Genomic DNA, 18,039 nt, shown 5'->3' on the forward strand with positions numbered 1-18,039 from the left:
TCATCTTGTCGTAGCGGTCCGGTACGCTCTCCGCCGATCACCTTCGCGCGAGAGGCTGCCGATGTTCCGTGTCCTGGCCATCCTGGCGGCCACCGCGCCGACCTTCTTATCCATCCTGATGCTCAGCAGCTTCGGCTGGTTCGGCCACGAGCCGCCACAACCGGATCCGCTGGAGCTCGCGATCGGGGTGGCCTACGGCTACGCCACCGACTACCTGCCGGTCCTGCTGGCGTTCCTCGCGCTCTGGGCGCCGCGATGGCTTCCCAAGGTCGGCGCGATCGCCGCGGCCGTGGCGTTGGTGCTCACCGTGTCGACCCTCGTGGTCTCTGGAACCGGCGGCTTCGGCCCGCAGTTCGGCTCCATACTGGCCTGCCAGGCGATCGCCGTCGTCGCTCTCCTGCGGACCCGCCCGGAGCAGCGGGTGCCATGGCCACGGGCGGTCATCTGGAGCGCGGTCGTGCTGCTCGCGCTCGGCCAGACCCTGGCCAGGAACACCCCCACCGGCGACTTCGGCTGCTACGCGGACATGAAGGGGACATGGGCGCTGGCCCTCTACCACCTCGACACCGCCCACGCCCTCTACTACTGGGTCTCGATCGCCGCGATCGGTGCCGTGCTCTCCGGGTATCGGGCTGCACCGCTCTGTGGCCTGGTGCTGCTGGTGCGCGCACTGCTCCAGCCCGCCGCCTGGCTCCTGTCCAACGCGCCGCACAACTGCTCCAGCCCTCTGGAGCTGTTCGACTGGCCGTACCTGATCGCGGGGGTGCTGGCATCGACCTCCCGCGCTCGCCTGCTCGACCGGATCTAGCCGATGTTCCGTCTCCTGGCCATCCTGGCCGCAGCCGCGCCGAGCCTCCTGTACTCCCTGCATCCCGGCACCTTCTGCGGCTGGGCTCCGGCCACGTGGCCCGAGCCGACCCCGCTGCGCGCGGCGATCTGGGACGCCGCCTTGTGGACGGTCCCAGTGCTGCCGGCTGTGCTGGCGTTGCTCGCCATCTGGGCACCACGACGGTTTCCGGTGCTCGGCGCGATCACCGCGACGGTGTCGCTGGCGATCAACGCGCCCACGCTCGTCATCCCCTACACGACCCCGTGCGGCCCGCAGTTCTCGCCCTGGATGTCACTCTCATGCCAGGCGGTCGTGGTCGTAGCCCTCCTGCTGGCGCGCGGGGAACGGCGGGCGCCCATGCCCCGGCTGCGGGCGGTCTGCTGGACGGGCATCGTGCTCATCCCATTCGCCAGGATCGCACTGGCGGTGCTCATCTCCACCTACTCCGGCAGCCTCCCCGGCTGCTTCGCGCAGCTCGAAGGTCCGTGGGGGGAGGTCGCCGACCACCTGTCCAGAGCCACGGGCTCGGGCATCTTGGTCAGCATGGCCGCGATCGGCGCGGTGCTCGGGGGCGGCTTGGCGGGGCCGGTCCTCACGGTCGTGCTGCTCGTCTTCGCGCTCTTCGAACCGATCGCCCAGCTCGCGACCTCTGCGCCGCACGACTGCTCCACCGTCCTTGGGCTGGTCGGCTGGCCCCACCTCGTCGCCGCGGGGCTGGCCCTGGCCACCCGGCTGCGCTCAGCCGGCCAGTCCTAGCACCAACGCCGTTCAGTTGGATTTCCGGCCGGAGCTGAACGCGGAAGGTCAGCAGCAGGTCTCACGACAGTCGAATAGGCGACCTCATGAGTACCGACGCCGTAGTAGACGTGGCTCTACGCCGCATAGACGGGCGCCAGGTCGACGAAGACGCGGTAGTCCGAGATCAGACCGTCGTCGCGGGTATGCCAGATCGACACGGCCACGACGCTGACGTCTTTACCGTCGAGCCGCCGGTATGTCACCTCGGTCTCGGCGATGGTGTCGGCGTCGACCTGCCACGTTCTGACGAGCCTGTGCGCGAGGCCCGCGATGGTCGCGAAGAATATCCGCAGCCCCTCGGCGATGGCATTGCGTCCCACCATGGGCTCGGCATTGCCGAACACCATCCTGGCGTCCTCCGCCAGCAACTGCACGAACTTGCCGGGCTCGAACGAGTCGACCACCTGGAAAACGCGCTGTGCCTCATCGTCGGACATGCCGATCTCTCCTCCCATGGCGAGGGTCGCTGCTCGGGACGTTACGTGGCGACGGGCAAGATGCAACCCCTTCTTAAAACCAACTGACCGGATCGAGATGCCTCTGGGCTGCATTGACGGGCAGGGCTCGGGACCGGCCCATCAGCCTGACCATCTTCACACTGACCCGGCGGACGTCGCGTTCATTGACCCTGGTCGGGGTCGTGGACCGGCCGACCGCTTCGGGCTTGCCGTGACTGACTCAGGACACCAGGGCGAGGGCGTCGTCCTACAAGGCTTGATGCACCTGCCCCTCGGGCACCCGTTCGGCGTGGATCAACCGGATGATCGCCTGGCTCATCCGCGCGTAGTCGTGGTCGTTGACCAGCTCGCCGCTGAGGCTGAAGTCGTTCATCACCGCGATCCGGTCGGCGAGAGTGACGATCTCCGGCAGGTCCGAGGAGATCAGCAGCAGCGCCAGCCCCGCTCCGGCCAGCTCGGCGATCAGCTCGTGGAACGCCGCCTTGGTACGTACGTCGATGCCGACCGTCGGCTCGTCCACGATGAGAATCTCGCATTCGGCGGCGAGCCACTTCGCGAGGCTCACCTTCTGCTGGTTGCCGCCGGAGAGCTGGCCCGCGAGCTGGGACGGCGACGAGATCCGGATGCCCAGCCGGTCGACGTACCGGGTCACCAGGCGGCGTTCCGCCCGATCGGTCACCAGCCCGGCCCTGGCCAGGCGCCGCCAGACGGTGACGCCGACGTTGCGGGTGATCGGCTGGTCGAGGAAGAGGCCCTCTTCCTTGCGGTTCTCGGTCACGTAGCCGATGCGGTGGCCGCGGAGCGCCTGGCCGACATCGCGGATGCGCACCGGACGGCCCCGCACCTCCACGGTTCCCGACGTGATCCGGTCGAGCCCGAGCAGCGCCTTGGCCAGTTCGCTGCGGCCGGCCCCGACCAGGCCGTACAGTCCGAGGATCTCTCCCGGGCGCACCGACAGGGAGACGTCGCGGTGTCCCCGCGCGGTGCACACCTTGTCCAGCCGCAGGGCCGGCGGCGTCACCGGGTCGACGTGTCGCTCGGCGAGGCGGACCGAGGAGTACGCCCGCCCGACCATGAGGTCGACGATCTGGTCCTGCGTGTAGCCGGCGAGCGGCTCGGCCTCGGCCACGCTGCGCCCGTCGCGCAGCACGGTGACCGTGTCCGCGACCGCGAACACCTCCTCCAGCTTGTGGCTCACCAGCACGACGGCGTGTCCGCTGTCGCGCAGCTTGCGCACGATCCCGTAGAGCCGGTCGGCCTCGTCCCCGGTGAGCGACGCGGTCGGCTCGTCGAGCAGGAGCACCTTGCTGTCGACGCTCAGCGCCTTGGCGATCTCGACCAGCTGCGCCTGCGCCACGGAAAGCCGGGAGACCGGGGTGCCCGGGTCGAGGTCCAAGTCGAGCAGGTCGAGGCAGCGGCGGGCCTCGGCACGCATCCGCGCCCGGTCGACGAGACCGAAGCGCCGCGGCAGGTGGTGGAGCAGGATGTTCTCGGCGATGGAGAACTCGGGGATCAGGTTGCGCTCCTGGTGCACCACGCCGATGCCGGCCCGCTGGGCGTCGAGTGGCCCGTTCAGGTGCAGCTCGGCGTCACCGAGTGCGACCCGCCCGCCGTCCGGCCTGTGCACACCGGTGAGGATCTTGATGAGAGTGCTCTTGCCCGCGCCGTTCTCGCCCAGCAGGGCGTGCACGCTGCCCGCGGCGAGCCGCAGGGTGGCCCTGTCCAGCGCGCGGACTCCCGGGAACGTCTTCACCAGGTTCTCGGCGGTGAGCATCATGACGACCCCTTCGACAGCTTCTGGCGTACGGCGCCGAGCAGCACCGCACCGAGGACGACCGCGCCGACGATCAGGTCGATCCAGCGCGGGTTGATGCCGAACTGCGCCTGCATGACGTCCACCAGCCGAACCAGGAACGCCGCGAGGCAGGTGCCGGCGACGCTGACCACCCCGCCGGTGAGCGCCACCCCGCCGATGATCGGCGCGGCGAAGCTCTGCAGCAGCAGATCGTCGCCGATGCTGGAGTTGACGGAGCCGGAGGCGGCGACCGTGATGACGGCGGCGACGCCGGCGAGCAGGCCGCTGAGCCCGTGCGCGATGACGATCGACCGATCGTTGGAGATGCCGGAAAGCCGCGCGGCGAACGGGCTGCCGCCGGTCGCCAGCAACTGCCGGCCCACGACCGCGCGGCCGAAGAACAGGGCCACCAGGGCGGCCACCACCAGGGCGAGGACGAGGACGACCGGCAGCCCGAGCATCGAGGCAGTGCCGAGGCCGCGCAGCCATGGCGAGTACCCCTGGAAGGTGTCGGGGCCGTTGACCCCGTACCGCAGCCCTTCGATGATCGTCATGGTGGCGAGGGTCACGATGAACCCGTTGATCCGGGTGAACACGACGAGCAGCCCGTTGACCAGGCCGGCGGCGAGACCGACCCCGAGCGCGCCCAGCACGGCCAGCGGGGCGGGCAGCCCGGCTTCGAGCATGAGCCACGCCGCGACCATGGCGCACAGGCCCGTGAGGGTGCCGACCGACAGGTTCATCTGGCCGATGGCCAGCACGACCATCTGGGAGAGCCCGATCACGATCGGGACGGCGAGGAAGCGGAAGAACGCGTCCAGCGTGCCGCGCGAGAGCAGGTTGCCGTCCGTGGCGACGGCGAGCGCGACGAAACCGGCGGCCGCGAGCACCGCGAGGGTGAACTCCGGCCGGGCGGTGACATCCTTGAGCCGCCCGCCGAGTCCGGCGCGGACGGCGGTCGTGGTGCCGGTGCTCATGCCCGTGCCCTCCTTCGTTCCGCGGCGACGTGGCGTACCCGATCGAGCGACAGCGCGCCGAGCAGCACCAGGCCGATGTAGAGATTGAGCTGGTCGAGCTGGAACTGCAGCAGGTTCAAGCCCTTGTAGATGACCTGGGTGAGCGTCGCGCCCAGCACCGTGCCGAGCACGCTGACGGCGCCGCCGGCCAGCAGCGTGCCGCCGAGTACCGGGCCGAGGAAGGAAGGCAGCAGGAACGCGTCGCCGATGCGCGCCGAGAACGCGCCGTTGTTCGCGGCGAGCAGGAAGCCGGCCAGCCCGGCCAGCAGCCCGCTGAGCGCGTGGGCCTGGACCACCCGGCTCCGGACGGGGATGCCGGACAGCTCGGCCGCCTTCTCGTTGGCGCCGGTCATCAGGATCTCCCGGCCCAGCCTGCCGAAGCGGAACAGCAGGCCCACCGCCAGCACCGCGACGAGGGCGAGTGGCGCGACGAGTGGGATGTACGGGCCGCACAGGTCGCCCATGCAGTAGTCGGCGAACGTGTCGTTGCGCAGCGCGTCTATGCCGGCGGGCCGGCTGCTGAAGGCGACGCCGTCGGTGAACCTGGTGTAGAGGATGGTGATGAGCCCCACCAGGGCGAAGTCCATCGCCAGCGTGACCACGAACGAGTTGACGCCGGTACGCGAGATGATCAGCCCGGCCAGCGCGCCGAGCAACGTGCCCACGATCAGCCCGATCGCCAGGCCGACGAGCAGCGACACGCCGAGCCGGTCGTAGGCGAGGCCCATGGCGAACGCGCTCATCGCCGCCATCCGGCCGACGGCCATGTTCATGTGCCCCAGCGACAGGACCGCCAGCTGGGAGAGGCCGACCACCGCGTACACGCTGATGTCCGACTGCAGCGGCACGAGCGTGAGCGTGGTGTCCATGAACGCCGGCCGCAGCACGGTGAAGATCGCGACCAGGGCGATCAACAGGATGAGCAGCCCGAGGCGCGGGTTCGCCCAGATCGGCATCCTCGAGGGCTCGCGCGGACCCGCCGCGGGGATCTCCGGCGGCGTCGCGGTCCGCGTGCTCACGCGACTCTCCGGTCGTCGATCGCGTCGCGGTCCCACTCGATGCCGAGCCCTGGGGAGGTCGGCGCCAGAGCGTGCCCGTCGGCGATCCCGATCTCCTGCCGGGTGATCGCCCTGAGCTGGGGGATGTGCTCCAGGTAGCGGCTGTTCGGGACCGCACAGCAGAGGCTCACGTGCAGCTCCATGAGGAAGTGTGGACAAACCGGCACGTTGTACGCCTCGGCCAGGTGCGCGACCTTGAGCCAGGGCGTGATGCCGCCGATGCGTGCCACGTCCACCTGCACGATGCCGGCCGCCTGCCGGTGCAGGTACTCGCGGAACTGCGCCACGGAGTAGAGCGACTCGCCCACCGCGACGGGGATCGAGGAGGCCGCGGCCAGTGCCTGGTGCCCGGCGACGTCATCGGCCGGCAGCGGTTCCTCGAACCAGTAGGGGTCGGACGGTTCGAGGAGCCGGGCCCGCCTGACGGCCTCCGCGGGGGTGAGCGACTGGTTGGCGTCGAGCATCAGGTCGAAGTCGGGTCCGACCGCCGCACGGACGGCGGCCAGCCGTTCCGCGTCCTCGACGGGGGAGCGGCCGATCTTGAGCTTCACGCCGGGCCAGCCCGCGGACCGGCTGGCCTTGGCGCCGGCGATGAGCTCCTCGGTGGTGAGGTGCAGCCAGCCGCCCTCGGTGTCGTACAGCGGGATGCGGTCCTTCGCGCCACCCGCGAGGACCCACAGCGGCTGGCCGGCGTCGCGGCACCGCCAGTCCCACAGGGCCGTGTCGACGGCGGCGAGGGCCAGGGAGGTGATCGCGCCGACCGTGGTCGCCCGGGTCGCGGCGAACAGGTCGTGCCACACGGCCTCCACCCGGCGGGCGTCCGCGCCCGCCAGCCTGGGCAGCAGGTAGTCGCGCAGCAGGGCGAGCACGGCGGTGCCACCGGTGCCGATCGTGTACGTGTAACCGGTGCCGGTGCCGCCGTCGTCGGTCCGGATCTCGACGAAGACGGTCTCCTGCTTGATGAACGACTGGACGGCGTCCGTGCGTACGGTCTCGACCTCCAGGTCGACAAGATATGCCTCGGCGTGAGTGATCGCGGGCAAGGGAGGCTCCTCCTGGGGCTCGTGGGACTACTTGCAGGACAGGTACCGGCTGTCGAACGCCTTCTTCAGCTCGTCCGTCTTCGCCTGGCGGTCCGTGTCGTAGGTGTCGATGTCGTCCTTGGTCACGACGAAGGAACCGGAGTCGATGATCACTCCCGGTTGCGCCATCGTGCAGCCGCCCGCGAGCTTCATCAGCGCGTACGAGCCGACGGACGCCTGGCCGACCGGGTTCTGCAGCACGGTCGCGGCGACCGAGCCGTCCCTGAGGCCGGCGAGGATGGTCTTGTCGTCGTCGATCGCGACGACCTTGATCGGCAGCTTGGACCGCTCGACGCCCTCCGCGGAGGCCACCGCGGGGTTGTAGGCGGTGTTGACGATGCCCTGGATCTGGTCGCCCTTGGCGGCGAGGAGGTCGGCGACGGCCTTCTGGGCCGTCTGCAGGTCCTTGTCCACGTCGGTCACGGTCTGCAGGAGCTTGACCTTCCCGCCGGTCTCATCGACCGCCTTCTGCACCCCCGCGATGCGGCGCTGGGTGTTGGAATCCACCTTGTTGCCGGTCAGGTGCACGAGGTCGCCCTGACCGCCCATGGCCTCGATCGCGGCCTGCGCCGCCTTGTAGGCGGCCAGCTGCACGTCGGTGGACAGGCAGAAGTCCGCCTTGTCGACCTCGCCGGCCGGGCAGGACGCCAGCGAGGCGACCGGGAAGCCCTGCCGCTTGAGGTCCTCGAAGGAGGCGTTGATGTTCTCCGGGGAGACGCCGAAGACGCCGAAGGCGTTGTAGCCCTGCGCGGCGAGGGACTTCAGCACGTCGTTCTGCTTGGTCTGGTCCCAGTCGGAGGTCTCGTTGAAGGTGACGTCGCCGACGCCGAGCTCGCTCTTCGCCTTGGTGGCGGCGTCCTTCCACGGCTGGAAGTAGGGATGTGCCCCGCCGGGGACCAGGGCGATCTTGACCTGGTCGGGCGTCCGGGTGGACGCGCCGGCCGGCGTCGTGTCGTCGCTCTTCCTCGTGCAGCCGGCGGTGGTGGTGACGGCGAGCACGAGGGCGGCAGCCAGCCCGCCGAGCCGGATCAGTGATCGTTGATTCATGACTAAGCCTCTCAGGATCATAGATCCTATAGGATGTTTCATGGAGGTATAGTTCCTGTTCCGTCAGGACGTCAAGACTTGACCTTCCGGCGACACGTCGACTCCGTGGGAGGATTGGGCCCGATGGCATCCACCGAACCGATCCGGCTCAGGCGGTCGACGCTCGGCGACGACGTCTACGACGTGCTCAGGGCGCGCATCCTCGAGCACAGCATGCAGCCCGACGACCGCGTCAACATCGACGCGCTGGCCCGCGAGCTCGAGGTGTCCCAGACGCCGATTCGCGAGGCCCTGGCCCGCCTGGAGTCCGACGGGCTGGTCCGCAAGCGCCCCCTCGTGGGCTACACGGTCACCCCGCTGCTCACGCGCGCCGAGTTCAACCACCTGTTCGAGATGCGGCTGCTGCTGGAGTGCGCCTCCGCGCGGTGGGCCGCCGAGCGGGCCACCTCAGCGCAACGCGAGTCGATCATCGCGGAGGCGGCCACCTCGATCGCGCAGGAGCCGGACGACCCCGAAGGCTGGCGCTGGCACGCGGCCTTCACCGCCCACGACGCCCGCTTCCACGATCTCATCGCCGAGGCGTCGGGCAACCCCCTGCTCCGCGACGGCCTCGAGCGCCTGCATGTCCACCTTCACCTGCACCGGAGATACTTCCCCTACGCCCACGCCGGCACGACGATCGAGGAGCATCAACGCATCGCCGCGGCCATCGGGGCCGGGGACCCGGACGCGGCCGAGGCGGCGACGCGAGGACACCTGAGCGCGGCGCGTGAGCGACAACTGACGGCATTCGACTGACGCCCGCCCGCCGCCCGGCACGGGCCGGTCGGCGGGCGGGATCCGGTCGTCAGCCGGCGTTCGCGAATCGGTTGACCCAGTACGCGGTGCGGTCCAGATAGGCGGTCTGAGCCGAGGCGCCGGTGCGCCCGTAGGCGCCCTCGAAGCTCTGGTACCCCGTTCGCACGGCCGCCGGCTCGATCACGCTGCCCTCGTGCCACTCGTTGAAGGACGTGATCGACACCCAGGTGGGGTTGGTCTGGAGGGCGTTGGACCACTCCTTGTCGTAGGTGGCTCCGTTGTCTCTGGAGAGGGTGGGCGTGGTGTTGCCGGGCACCGCGCGGTCGTCGATGTAGCCGGGGCCCACCGACGGGGCCCACACCAGGCCGCGCTGGCGTGCGTAGTCCGCGGCCTGCTGCCAGCCGGGCGCCGTGGCGCCGGCGATCGCGTCGTAGGTGTACATGCCGTTGAAGTTCGCGATCTTCGTGGTGTCGGTGGTCTGGGCGAGGATGACGTTGCTCTGGTTGACCTGGCTCAGGGCCGACCAGTCGGTGATGCGCAGGCTCTCGAAGACGTAGAAGGCGTTGCGGAAGGCCGGATGCGAGCCGTAGGTCTGGTTGATGTAGCGGATGTCCTCCACGGTGGAGGCGGCGGTGCGGCCGGAGTAGGGCTCCAGGTGCCAGGCCACCTTGAGCCCTTCCTTCGCCGCGGCGTCCATGATGCCTCTGGCGAGGTTGTCCTCATAGCTGCCGCGGCCCCACCAGCTGAGCACCAGCACACCGACGCCGGCCTGTTTGATCCACTTCATGTGCTGGGGCACCGCGCCGGCGAAGTCGCCGGAGTCGTAGGCGCTCAGGGCAGGGTACAGGTCCGCGCCGATGTCGTCGGGCGGGGTGTGCCCGCCCTGCGGCCAGTGCCGCCAGCCGCCGCTGACCTGCGGCGATCCGTACCAGGGGTAGTAGAAGATGTGCACCTTGTCCGACAGCGCCGTGCCGCCGTTCGTCGAGCTCGTCAGGGTGAAGGTGTCGACGTCGAAGAGGAAGCCGCTGCCGCCGGTGAAGGCCAGGAAGAGCGGTCCGGTGGCGGTGCCGGTCAGGGTGGTGGAGACGTTCTGGAAGGTCTCCCAGCCTCCGGTGTTCGGTACGGCGATCGAGCCGAGCAGGGTGCCGGTGGCCGATCCTGAGCGGATCTGGATGGTGCCGCCCGCTCCGGCGGAGGAGACGCGGGCGGAGAAGGTCTTGGCGCCTGTGGTGGTGACGCCGGAGTAGCCTGCCCAGTCGCCGTTCTCGATGTAGCCGAGTGTCTGGCCGCCGCTGGCAGGCGTGTGGCCGGCGATCTGCACCCCGGAGCCGGAGGTGTACGACTCGCCCTCGACCGTGACGCTGCTCCCGCCCAGCTCCTTGATCCGGATGTTGCGGAAGGCCACCTGGTCCGAGGCGCTGTGGTTCTGGATGCCGACGTACCCCTGGAGCAGCGAGCGCCGCGGGTCGGTGTTGGTGAAGTCGTTGATCTTCACGCCGTTCAGGAAGACCTGCAGCCGCTCGCCCTCCACCAGCAGCTCGTAGGTGTTCCAGTCGCCGGGCGGGTTCAGCGCGGCGTCGCGGGCGGCCTGGTCGGCGGCCTTGAAGCCGTAGATCGCCCCGGTCGTGCGGTCCGAGGCGTCGGTGGCGTCGATCTGCACCTCGTAGCCGTTGTCGATGGCCGACTGCGGATCGGACGAGGCGGGGAAACCGACGAAGATCCCGGAGTTGCTGTCGCCGGTCAGCTTCCAGTCCAGCTTCAGCGAGTACGAGCCGAACTCCTTGGCGTTGTGCCACAGCAGCCCCATCCCGCCCTGCGAGGTCAGGGTGGCGTCGGCGTTGGCGAAGCTGCCCGGGCCGGCCTGGGACCAGCCGCTGGTGGAGCCGTCGTACAGCGTGGTGTAGCCGGTCTCCGGCCGGCAGTCGGCCTTGGCGACCCCGGCCGCGTACCGGATGCCGCCGAGGAGCACGTTACGGAAGGCGGGGTCGGCGTACGACTCGATGGTGTGGCCGAGCCCGGTGTAGAAGGCGCGCCCCTGGCCCTGCGGGTGGCACCACGTGATGGGGTGGTCGCCCATGTCGCCGCCGCTGTAGGTGCTCTCGTTGAGGTTCTGCAGCACGCGTACGGAGGAGCGCGGGTTGGTGCGGTAGTTGTACCACTCGTCGGTACGCGTCCAGGTGGGACCGAGGTGGGCGGTCGCCGGGTGCGCGCGGTTCTCGGTGCGTACGGTGGCCTGCTGGATGGCGGGATGGCTCTTGAAGTAGGCGCCGGCCAGCTTCTCGTAGTACGGCCAGTCGTACTCGGTGTCGGCGGCGGCGTGCACGCCCACGTATCCGCCACCGGAGTCGACGTAGGACTGGAAGGCGGCCTGCTGGGTGTCGTTGAGCACGTCGCCGGTGGTGTTGAGGAAGACGACGGCCTTGTAACCCGCGAGGTTGGCGCCGGTGAAGGCTCCGCCGTCCTCGGTGGCTGTCACGGTGAAGTTGTTGCCGCCGCCGAGATCGCGGATGGCCTGGATGCCCGCCGGGATCGCGTCATGGCGGAAGCCGGCGGTCTTGGAGAAGACCAGCACCTGGTAGGCCGGGTCCGAGGGGGCGGCGGTGAGGCTCGCCGCGACGAGTACGAGGCCGAGGAGTTTGTGAATCATCGCCGCCTACCTGGTGATCGTGAAGGTGTCGATGTCGAAGAGGAAGCCGCTGCCGCCGGTGAAGACCAGGAAGAGCGGTCCGGTGGCGGTGCCGGTCAGGGTGGTGGAGACGTTCTGGAAGGTCTCCCAGCCTCCGGTGGCGGGTACGGTGACCGAGCCGAGCAGGGTGCCGGTGGCCGATCCTGAGCGGATCTGGATGGTGCCGCCCGCTCCGGCGGAGGAGACGCGGGCGGAGAAGGTCTTGGCGCCTGTGGTGGTGACGCCGGAGTAGCCTGCCCAGTCGCCGTTCTCGATGTAGCCGAGTGTCTGGCCGCCGCTGGCGGGGGTGTGGTTCGCGATCTGCACCCCGGAGCCGGAGGTGTACGACTCGCCCTCGACCGTGGTGCCGGGCGGCGCTCCGGTGGTGAAGGTGAAGGCGTCCACATCGAACAGGTTGCCCTGCCCCGACACGCCCTTGAAGACCAGGAACAGCTTTGTCGTGCCGCTGGGGGCGTTGCTCAGAGCGGCGGAGACGTCGGTGAAGGAGTCCCAGCCTCCGGTGTTGGACACGGTGAGGGTGCCCAGCAGCGTCCCGGTCGAGGAGCCCGCCCGCACCTCGACCGTGCCGCCGGGGCCGCCGGAGGAGACCCGGGCGGTCACCCTGGTGGCCCCGGCCAGCAGGTAGGGCTCGAAGGAGATCCAGTCGCCGTTGTCGGTGAAGCCGACGGTCGCGCCGCCCTCGGCCCCGCCGTGGTTGGCGACCTGGATGCCCTGCTGGGCGCCGAAGTGCTCGGCCTGACGGTGCACCGGCTGCAGCGTGCGGAGGCCGTGGCCGGTCAGCCCGCCCTTGTCGGTGTACTCGGCGTCGAAGACGCCGTAGAGGTTGGCCGCCGCGTCGTGCTCGCCGTCCGCCGGGATGGTGATCGATCCCTCGCAGCCGTTCCTGGAGGTGATCGCATGGGTGTGGCTGTCGTGGCCCACCAGGTACGTCACCTTGACGCCGGCGCAGTCCACGGTGCCATCCTCGGGGTCGGTGACGGTGACCTTGAAGGGCACGGCCTGGCCGTAGGAGAAGAGCCGGCCGTCGACCGGGGTGGTCAACGTCACGGTGGGCGCGGTGTTGCCGACCGTGATCACCAGGCTGGCGGTCCCGGTCAGGCCCTGCGGGTCACGTACGGTCAGGGTCGGCCGGAAGGTGCCGTTGGCGCTGTAGGCGTGGGTCGGGTTGGCCTGCGTGGAGGTGGCGCCGTCGCCGAAGTTCCACGCGTAGGTGAGCGCGCCGCCCTCGGGGTCGGAACTGCCGGCCGAGGAGAAGGCCACAGTCAGTGGCGCCTGCCCGGAGGTCCTGTCGGCCGCGGCCTTGGCGACGGGGTTGCGGTTGGCGCCGGCGAGGTACTCGATCCGGTACAGCGCCTGGTTGCCGCCGCCGGTGCCGTAGTCCAGCACGTACATGGCGCCGTCCGGGCCGAACTCCGAGTCGATGATCTGCGTGCCGTCCCAGGGGAAGTCCTCGATCACGCCGGGTGTGCCGTCGCTCTTGACCTCGATCGCCTTGATCCACTGGCGGCCGAACTCCATGGCGAAGTAGCGGCCGTCGAGGGACTGCGGGAACTTGACCGTCGAGGTCGAGCTCGCGTCGTAGCGGTAGACGTCGCCGCCCATCGGCGACTCGGAGCCGCCGCCGAACTCGGGCGGCGCGCCGGCGTCGCCGTACTTGATCCAGCTCGGTTTGGCCGCCGGCAGCGTGGCGAGCCCGGTGTTGCGGAAGGAGTTGTTCGCGGGCCCGCCCGCGCAGTTGTACCTGGCGCCGGCCGGGCCGCTGGGGAAGGTGTACTCGTTGTAGGTCTCGGCGGTGGTGTTCGTCCCGGTGCAGTACGGCCAGCCGTAATTGCCCGGGGCGGTGATGCGGTCGAACTCCACCTGGCCGCCGGGGCCCCGGTTGGAGTCGGCGGCGCCCGCGTCTGGGCCGTAGTCGCCCAGGTAGACCGTGCCCGTCGGCTTGTCCACCGACATGCGGAAGGGGTTGCGGAACCCCATGGCGTAGATCTCGGGCCGGGTCCTGGCGGTGCCGGGCGGGAAGAGGTTGCCCGCCGGGATGGTGTAGGTCCCGTCCGGCTGCGGCTTGATGCGCAGCAGCTTGCCGCGCAGGTCGTTGGTGTTGCCCGAGGAGCGCTGCGCGTCGAACTGCGGGTTGCGGTCGGTGCGCTCGTCGAGCGGGGAGTAGCCGCTGGACTCGAAGGGGTTGGTGTCGTCGCCGGTGGTGAGGTAGAGGTTGCCGGCGCCGTCGAAGTCGATGTCGCCGCCGACGTGGCAGCACTGGCCTCGGTCGTTGGGCACCTCGAGCACGACCTTCTCGCTGGCCAGGTCGAGGGTGTTGTCGGCCTTGAGGGTGAAGCGCGACAGGTTGAGGTGGCCCTTCCAGGGCGCGAAGTCGGCCTCGGTGCCGGTCACGGGGGCGTCTCCGGCGGGAGTGCTCAGCTTGGGGGAGTAGTACAGGTAGACGAGGCGGTTGGTGGCGAAGCCGGGATCGACGGCGATGCCCTGTAACCCCTCCTCGTCGTGGGTGTAGACATCGAGCTTGCCCGCCACCTTGGTAGCGCCGGAGGCATCGGTGTGGCGGACCGTGCCGTCGCGGGCGGTGTGCAGGACCGACCTGTCGGGCAGGACCGCGAGGGACATGGCCTCGCCTAGCTCGGCCGGCCCGAGGGCCAGCTGGACCTGCTGATAGTCGCCGGGAGGGATGTCCATCGCCGCCGCGCTGGTGAGCACCAGCGACGCCGCGACGAGCAGCCTCGACCACGCAGACATGGGCTTCCTTTCCTGACCGGGGGGACGTCAGGCAAGGCGCGCGCCGACCGCGCTTTGCTGGTAGGGCTGGGGGTGCTGCCCCAGGTTGCGCTTGACGTTTTGGCAGTGAGATTTTCCGACAATTGGCCTCAATACAGATGCTTACCGCGCCGTAATGTGCCTGTCAAGGAACTGTCATTTCGGTCGATGAACGGTTGATGGCGATGAAGATCCGTAAAAAATCAACACTTATCCGCAATTTTGCGCCTGGAGCGCTCCACCGTCTTGCGCCGGTCGGCTCCGTGGCATTAAATCGTCCCCACGTCCGCCTGGCCGCCGAACGGAGAGTTGCGGCGGGCCTCCTTACCGCCGACTTCGGAGTCGCCGCACTGGGTGCTGTCCGCGGGCCAGGCGGGCGGAATCCGCTTCCTTGACGCGAAACTTACAGTCGCTATACCTACCTTGACGCTCCTGGCCTCGTCCGTCATGCTGCGTCTCACAAATCGGTTTGCACGTTGGGGAGTACATGACCGGCTTTCCACGGCGGGTGCTGGTGACGGGGGCGGCAGGAAGCGTCGGCCGGGCCACCCTCGATCTCCTCGCGCGCCATCAGGTGGCGGTGACGGGCCTGGACCTGCGCGGTCCCGGCGGCCTGCCGCTCGATCGCATGGTGGTGGGCAGCGCGGGCGATCCGGAGATCGTGCGGAAGGCGCTGGACGACGTGGACGCCGTGATCCACCTCGCCGCGCTCCCCGCGCCCGTGCTGGGCACGCCGGAGGAGGTGTTCTGCGGTAACACCAGGGCCACGTTCGTGGTGCTGGAGGAGGCCGGGCAGGCGGGCGTGCGGCGCGCCGCCATCGCCAGCAGCATGTCGGCCCTGGGGCTGGCCTGGGCGGACCGAGTGCTGCACCCGGCCTACGTGCCCGTCGACGAGGACATCCCGTTGCAGGTCGAGGACCCGTACGGGCTGTCCAAGCAGACGGACGAGCTCACGGCGGCCATGATGAGCCGCCGGCATGGGATGACGACCGTCGCGCTGCGCTTCCCCCGGCTGGGCGGGCCGGAGGACAAGCTCCGGCGCACGGCGGAGGAGTGGGCCGCCGACCGGGCCGCCGGAGCCAGGGAGTTGTGGTGCTACCTGGACGTCCGGGACGCCGCGCGGGCGGCCTGGCTGGCGGTCACGCGCCCGATCGAGGGCCACCACGTGCTCGCCGTCGCCGCGCCCGACACGCTGATGTCCGAGCCGACCGAGGAACTGCTGGCCGCGTTCCACCCCGGCAGCGAGCGGCGGGCGCCGCTGCCCGGCCGCGCCGTTCCGGTCGACCTGCGCGCCGCCGAGCGGGTGCTGGGCTTCACCGCGAGGCACGTGCTGCCGTGACGGGCCGGGAGGTTCCCGCCACCCTGACGAGCCGGGAGGTTCACGCCACCCTGACGAGCCCGACTGAGGGCTGGAGGCGCCCTGTCGTAAAAGTTCAGCGGCTGAAAGGATTATGCCGATGTAATATCACCGCATGCTGATCCAGCAGCCGCAGGGCCGCCGTGAGCGGAAGAAGGCCGAGACCCGGCGCGCCATGGCGGAGGCGGCGCTGCGCCTGTTCGCCCTGCGGGGGTTCGACGCGGTCACGGTCAACGAGGTCGCGGAGGCGGCCGACGTGTCGGCCAAGACCGTGTTCAACCACTTCCCCACCAAGGAGCAGCTGTTCTTCGAGCACGAGCCGCTGCTGGCCGGCGACCCCGCCGAGGTCGTGCGGCAGCGCCCGCCCGGCGGGCGGGTGCTGGTCGCGCTGAGCCGGCTGCTGCGTGCCGAGCCGGCCGGTGACCTGGCGCTGTTCGGCCGGATCCACCGCGACAGCGAGACGCTGCGCGCCTACGGCCGGGAGCTGTTCGCGGCGCGCGAGCGCGCGCTGGCCGAGGCGTTGGTGGAGGAGGCGGGCGGCGGCCTCAGGCCGCGGATCCTGGCCGTCGCCGCGCTCGGGCCCCTGCGGCAGGTGTGGGAGTCGATCCTGCTGGAGGCGGCCGAGCGGGTGCCACCCGCCGAGGCCGTCGCGCGAGGCGTGCGCATGCTGGAGGAGACGTACGCGGTCCTGGGCGGCGCGTTCGAGAGCCTCCTGCACCATCGGGCGCCGGCGGCACATCACGCTCCGCCGGTCCCCGAGGAGCACTCGCGCGCACTCCGCGGCGAGCGGCCGAGCATCCGGCGGGTCGCCGAGCTGGCAGGGGTGAGCGCGACGACCGTGTCCCACACGCTCAACCGCCGCCGCCCGGTGGCGGAGGAGACGCGGCAGCGCGTGCTGCAAGCCATCGAGGAGCTCGGTTACCGGCCCAACGTCCTGGCCCGAGGACTGCGCACCAGCCGCAGCCAGACCATCGGGCTGATCATTCCCGACATCACCAACCCCTTCTACCCGGCGCTGGCCCGCGGCCTTCAGGACGTGCTCGGCCCGGAGGGCTACGACCAGATCATCAGCAACACCGACGGCGTCCGGCGCACCGAGCAGGCCGCGATCGAGCACATGATCGCCCGCCAGGTCGACGGGCTGGCCTTCGCCGTGTTCCACACCCACGCCGAGGACCTGCTGCCGGTCATCGAGGCCGGCATCCCGGTGGTCCGGCTGGGCGGCAGGCTGGTCCAGCACGGAGTGGACCTGGTGCACAGCGATGACGAGGGGGGCGGGGCCGAGGCCACCCGCTACCTGCTCGGCTGTGGCTACCGCAGGATCGCCTTCGTGTGCGGCCCGGCCGCCGAAGGCCCGGCGGCCGAGCGCGTGGCCGGCTACCGCGCGGCCCTCGCCGAGGCCGGCGCGCCGGCCGACCGGGCCCTCGTGGCCCACACCCACTTCAGTCGCGCGGGCGGCGCCGAGGGCGTGGCGCGGCTGCTGGAGCTGGCCGAGCCGCCCGACGCCCTCCTGTGCGCGAACGACGTCATGGCGATCGGGGCCCTGGACGAGGCGGCTCGACGGGGCCTGCGCGTCCCCGAAGACCTGGCCGTGATGGGCTTCGACGACATCGACGCCGCCGGCATGGTCTCACCCGGCCTGACCACCATGGCCAACCCGGCCCGCGAGATAGGCCAGGCCACGGCCGTGCGGCTGCTGGAACGGCTGCGCGAGGCCATCGACGAGCCGTCCACCGAGCTGGTCGTGCCCGCGCGCCTCGTACGGCGTCAATCCGCCTGAGGGCGAACTCTTGACACCGCAATCGTTACGTGTAGATTTCGAGAGATCTTAACGATTTGCGCGCGCCTGGAGCATCCTTCTCCCCCCGAAAGGACGCCGTGATCGCAAAACGTCGGAATCTCGCCCTTGCGCTCATCCTGGCGGCCCTGGCCTGGTCGCCGCAGGTGGCGCCGGCCGCCGCAGCGAACCTGTCGAGCAACGTGCACCTGTTCTCCTACCCCTGGTACGGCACGCCCGCCGGAAGCGGCGAGTGGCGTCACTGGCAGCAGGGCGGCCACACCCCGCCGGAGGATGTCGGCGCCGACCTCCACCCCGCCCTGGGCGCCTATGACTCCGGCGACCCGGCCATCGGTGGCTCGCCGACCTGGGTGTCGGTTACCTCCTTCAACGAGTGGCACGAGGGTTCGGTCATCGAGTCCGCCGACCGCACCCCGCCGCCCGGTCACGGCTACCAGACCTTCCAGGGCGCCTACGGCAAGCAGGGCAGGGCCGCCGAGACGGCCTACCTGGGCCGCACGCGGTACTGGGTCGAGAAGTTCGAGAGCGTGCGCTAGCCGTACGGGAAGGGA

At 70.2% G+C, this 18,039-nt stretch carries 14 protein-coding genes; 6 read left to right on the forward strand and 8 right to left on the reverse strand.

Translation table 11 applies throughout. The features are described 5' to 3' along the window. The first annotated feature begins 61 nt into the window (after positions 1 to 61). Complete coding sequence (locus ABZX61_RS07885) at positions 62 to 808, forward strand: hypothetical protein (RefSeq protein WP_355192445.1); 747 nt, start codon at positions 62 to 64, stop codon at positions 806 to 808. A 3-nt stretch (positions 809 to 811) separates the two neighbouring features. Beyond that, on the forward strand, positions 812 to 1,585 hold the full coding sequence (locus tag ABZX61_RS07890) for a hypothetical protein (RefSeq protein ID WP_355192447.1): 774 nt from the start codon (positions 812 to 814) through the stop codon (positions 1,583 to 1,585). 116 nt (positions 1,586 to 1,701) lie between these two features. Here ABZX61_RS07890 and ABZX61_RS07895 read toward each other — a convergent pair whose 3' ends face one another. The 6 genes from ABZX61_RS07895 to ABZX61_RS07920 all read right to left on the reverse strand — a co-directional run bounded on the left by ABZX61_RS07895 (position 1,702) and on the right by ABZX61_RS07920 (position 8,083). After that, positions 1,702 to 2,064, reverse strand: a complete 363-nt coding sequence (locus ABZX61_RS07895; protein WP_355192449.1) for a nuclear transport factor 2 family protein — start codon at positions 2,062 to 2,064, stop codon at positions 1,702 to 1,704. Between the two features lie 268 nt (positions 2,065 to 2,332). Beyond that, positions 2,333 to 3,862, reverse strand: coding sequence for a sugar ABC transporter ATP-binding protein (locus ABZX61_RS07900; protein ID WP_355192451.1), 1,530 nt, complete (start codon positions 3,860 to 3,862; stop codon positions 2,333 to 2,335). Beyond that, positions 3,859 to 4,857, reverse strand: a complete 999-nt coding sequence (locus tag ABZX61_RS07905; protein ID WP_355192453.1) for an ABC transporter permease — start codon at positions 4,855 to 4,857, stop codon at positions 3,859 to 3,861. Before ABZX61_RS07905 ends, ABZX61_RS07900 begins: the two co-directional genes overlap by 4 nt. Then, a complete protein-coding gene (locus ABZX61_RS07910; protein WP_355192455.1) occupies positions 4,854 to 5,915 on the reverse strand; it encodes an ABC transporter permease in 1,062 nt (353 codons plus the stop codon). The genes ABZX61_RS07905 and ABZX61_RS07910 overlap by 4 nt, the downstream gene beginning before the upstream one ends. Next, positions 5,912 to 6,997: a mandelate racemase/muconate lactonizing enzyme family protein gene (locus ABZX61_RS07915; protein WP_355192457.1), complete on the reverse strand. Its 1,086-nt coding sequence runs from the start codon at positions 6,995 to 6,997 to the stop codon at positions 5,912 to 5,914. The genes ABZX61_RS07910 and ABZX61_RS07915 overlap by 4 nt, the downstream gene beginning before the upstream one ends. A 27-nt stretch (positions 6,998 to 7,024) precedes the next feature. Next, positions 7,025 to 8,083: a sugar ABC transporter substrate-binding protein gene (locus ABZX61_RS07920; protein WP_355192459.1), complete on the reverse strand. Its 1,059-nt coding sequence runs from the start codon at positions 8,081 to 8,083 to the stop codon at positions 7,025 to 7,027. A 123-nt stretch (positions 8,084 to 8,206) separates the two neighbouring features. Between ABZX61_RS07920 and ABZX61_RS07925 the strand changes: the two genes are divergently transcribed. Continuing rightward, positions 8,207 to 8,881, forward strand: coding sequence for a GntR family transcriptional regulator (locus tag ABZX61_RS07925; RefSeq protein ID WP_350740844.1), 675 nt, complete (start codon positions 8,207 to 8,209; stop codon positions 8,879 to 8,881). A 49-nt stretch (positions 8,882 to 8,930) separates the two neighbouring features. Here ABZX61_RS07925 and ABZX61_RS07930 read toward each other — a convergent pair whose 3' ends face one another. Together ABZX61_RS07930 and ABZX61_RS07935 are read right to left on the reverse strand one after the other, a co-directional pair. Next, positions 8,931 to 11,528 carry a ThuA domain-containing protein gene (locus ABZX61_RS07930; RefSeq protein ID WP_355192461.1) on the reverse strand — a complete coding sequence of 866 codons (2,598 nt, stop codon included), beginning with the start codon at positions 11,526 to 11,528 and terminating at the stop codon, positions 8,931 to 8,933. Positions 11,529 to 11,534: 6 nt separating this feature from the next. Next, complete coding sequence (locus tag ABZX61_RS07935) at positions 11,535 to 14,315, reverse strand: carbohydrate-binding protein (protein WP_355192463.1); 2,781 nt, start codon at positions 14,313 to 14,315, stop codon at positions 11,535 to 11,537. A gap of 505 nt (positions 14,316 to 14,820) precedes the next feature. Here ABZX61_RS07935 and ABZX61_RS07940 point away from each other — a divergent pair. From ABZX61_RS07940 to ABZX61_RS07950, 3 genes are all read left to right on the forward strand, one after another. After that, positions 14,821 to 15,672, forward strand: coding sequence for an NAD(P)-dependent oxidoreductase (locus ABZX61_RS07940; protein WP_355192465.1), 852 nt, complete (start codon positions 14,821 to 14,823; stop codon positions 15,670 to 15,672). A gap of 133 nt (positions 15,673 to 15,805) precedes the next feature. Then, positions 15,806 to 17,470, forward strand: coding sequence for a substrate-binding domain-containing protein (locus ABZX61_RS07945; RefSeq protein ID WP_355192467.1), 1,665 nt, complete (start codon positions 15,806 to 15,808; stop codon positions 17,468 to 17,470). Between the two features lie 98 nt (positions 17,471 to 17,568). Next, positions 17,569 to 18,024, forward strand: coding sequence for a hypothetical protein (locus ABZX61_RS07950; protein WP_355192469.1), 456 nt, complete (start codon positions 17,569 to 17,571; stop codon positions 18,022 to 18,024). Positions 18,025 to 18,039 lie beyond the last annotated feature (15 nt).

The sequence above is a fragment of the Nonomuraea sp. NPDC003709 genome (assembly GCF_040610775.1).
Lineage (GTDB): Bacteria > Actinomycetota > Actinomycetes > Streptosporangiales > Streptosporangiaceae > Nonomuraea > Nonomuraea angiospora_A.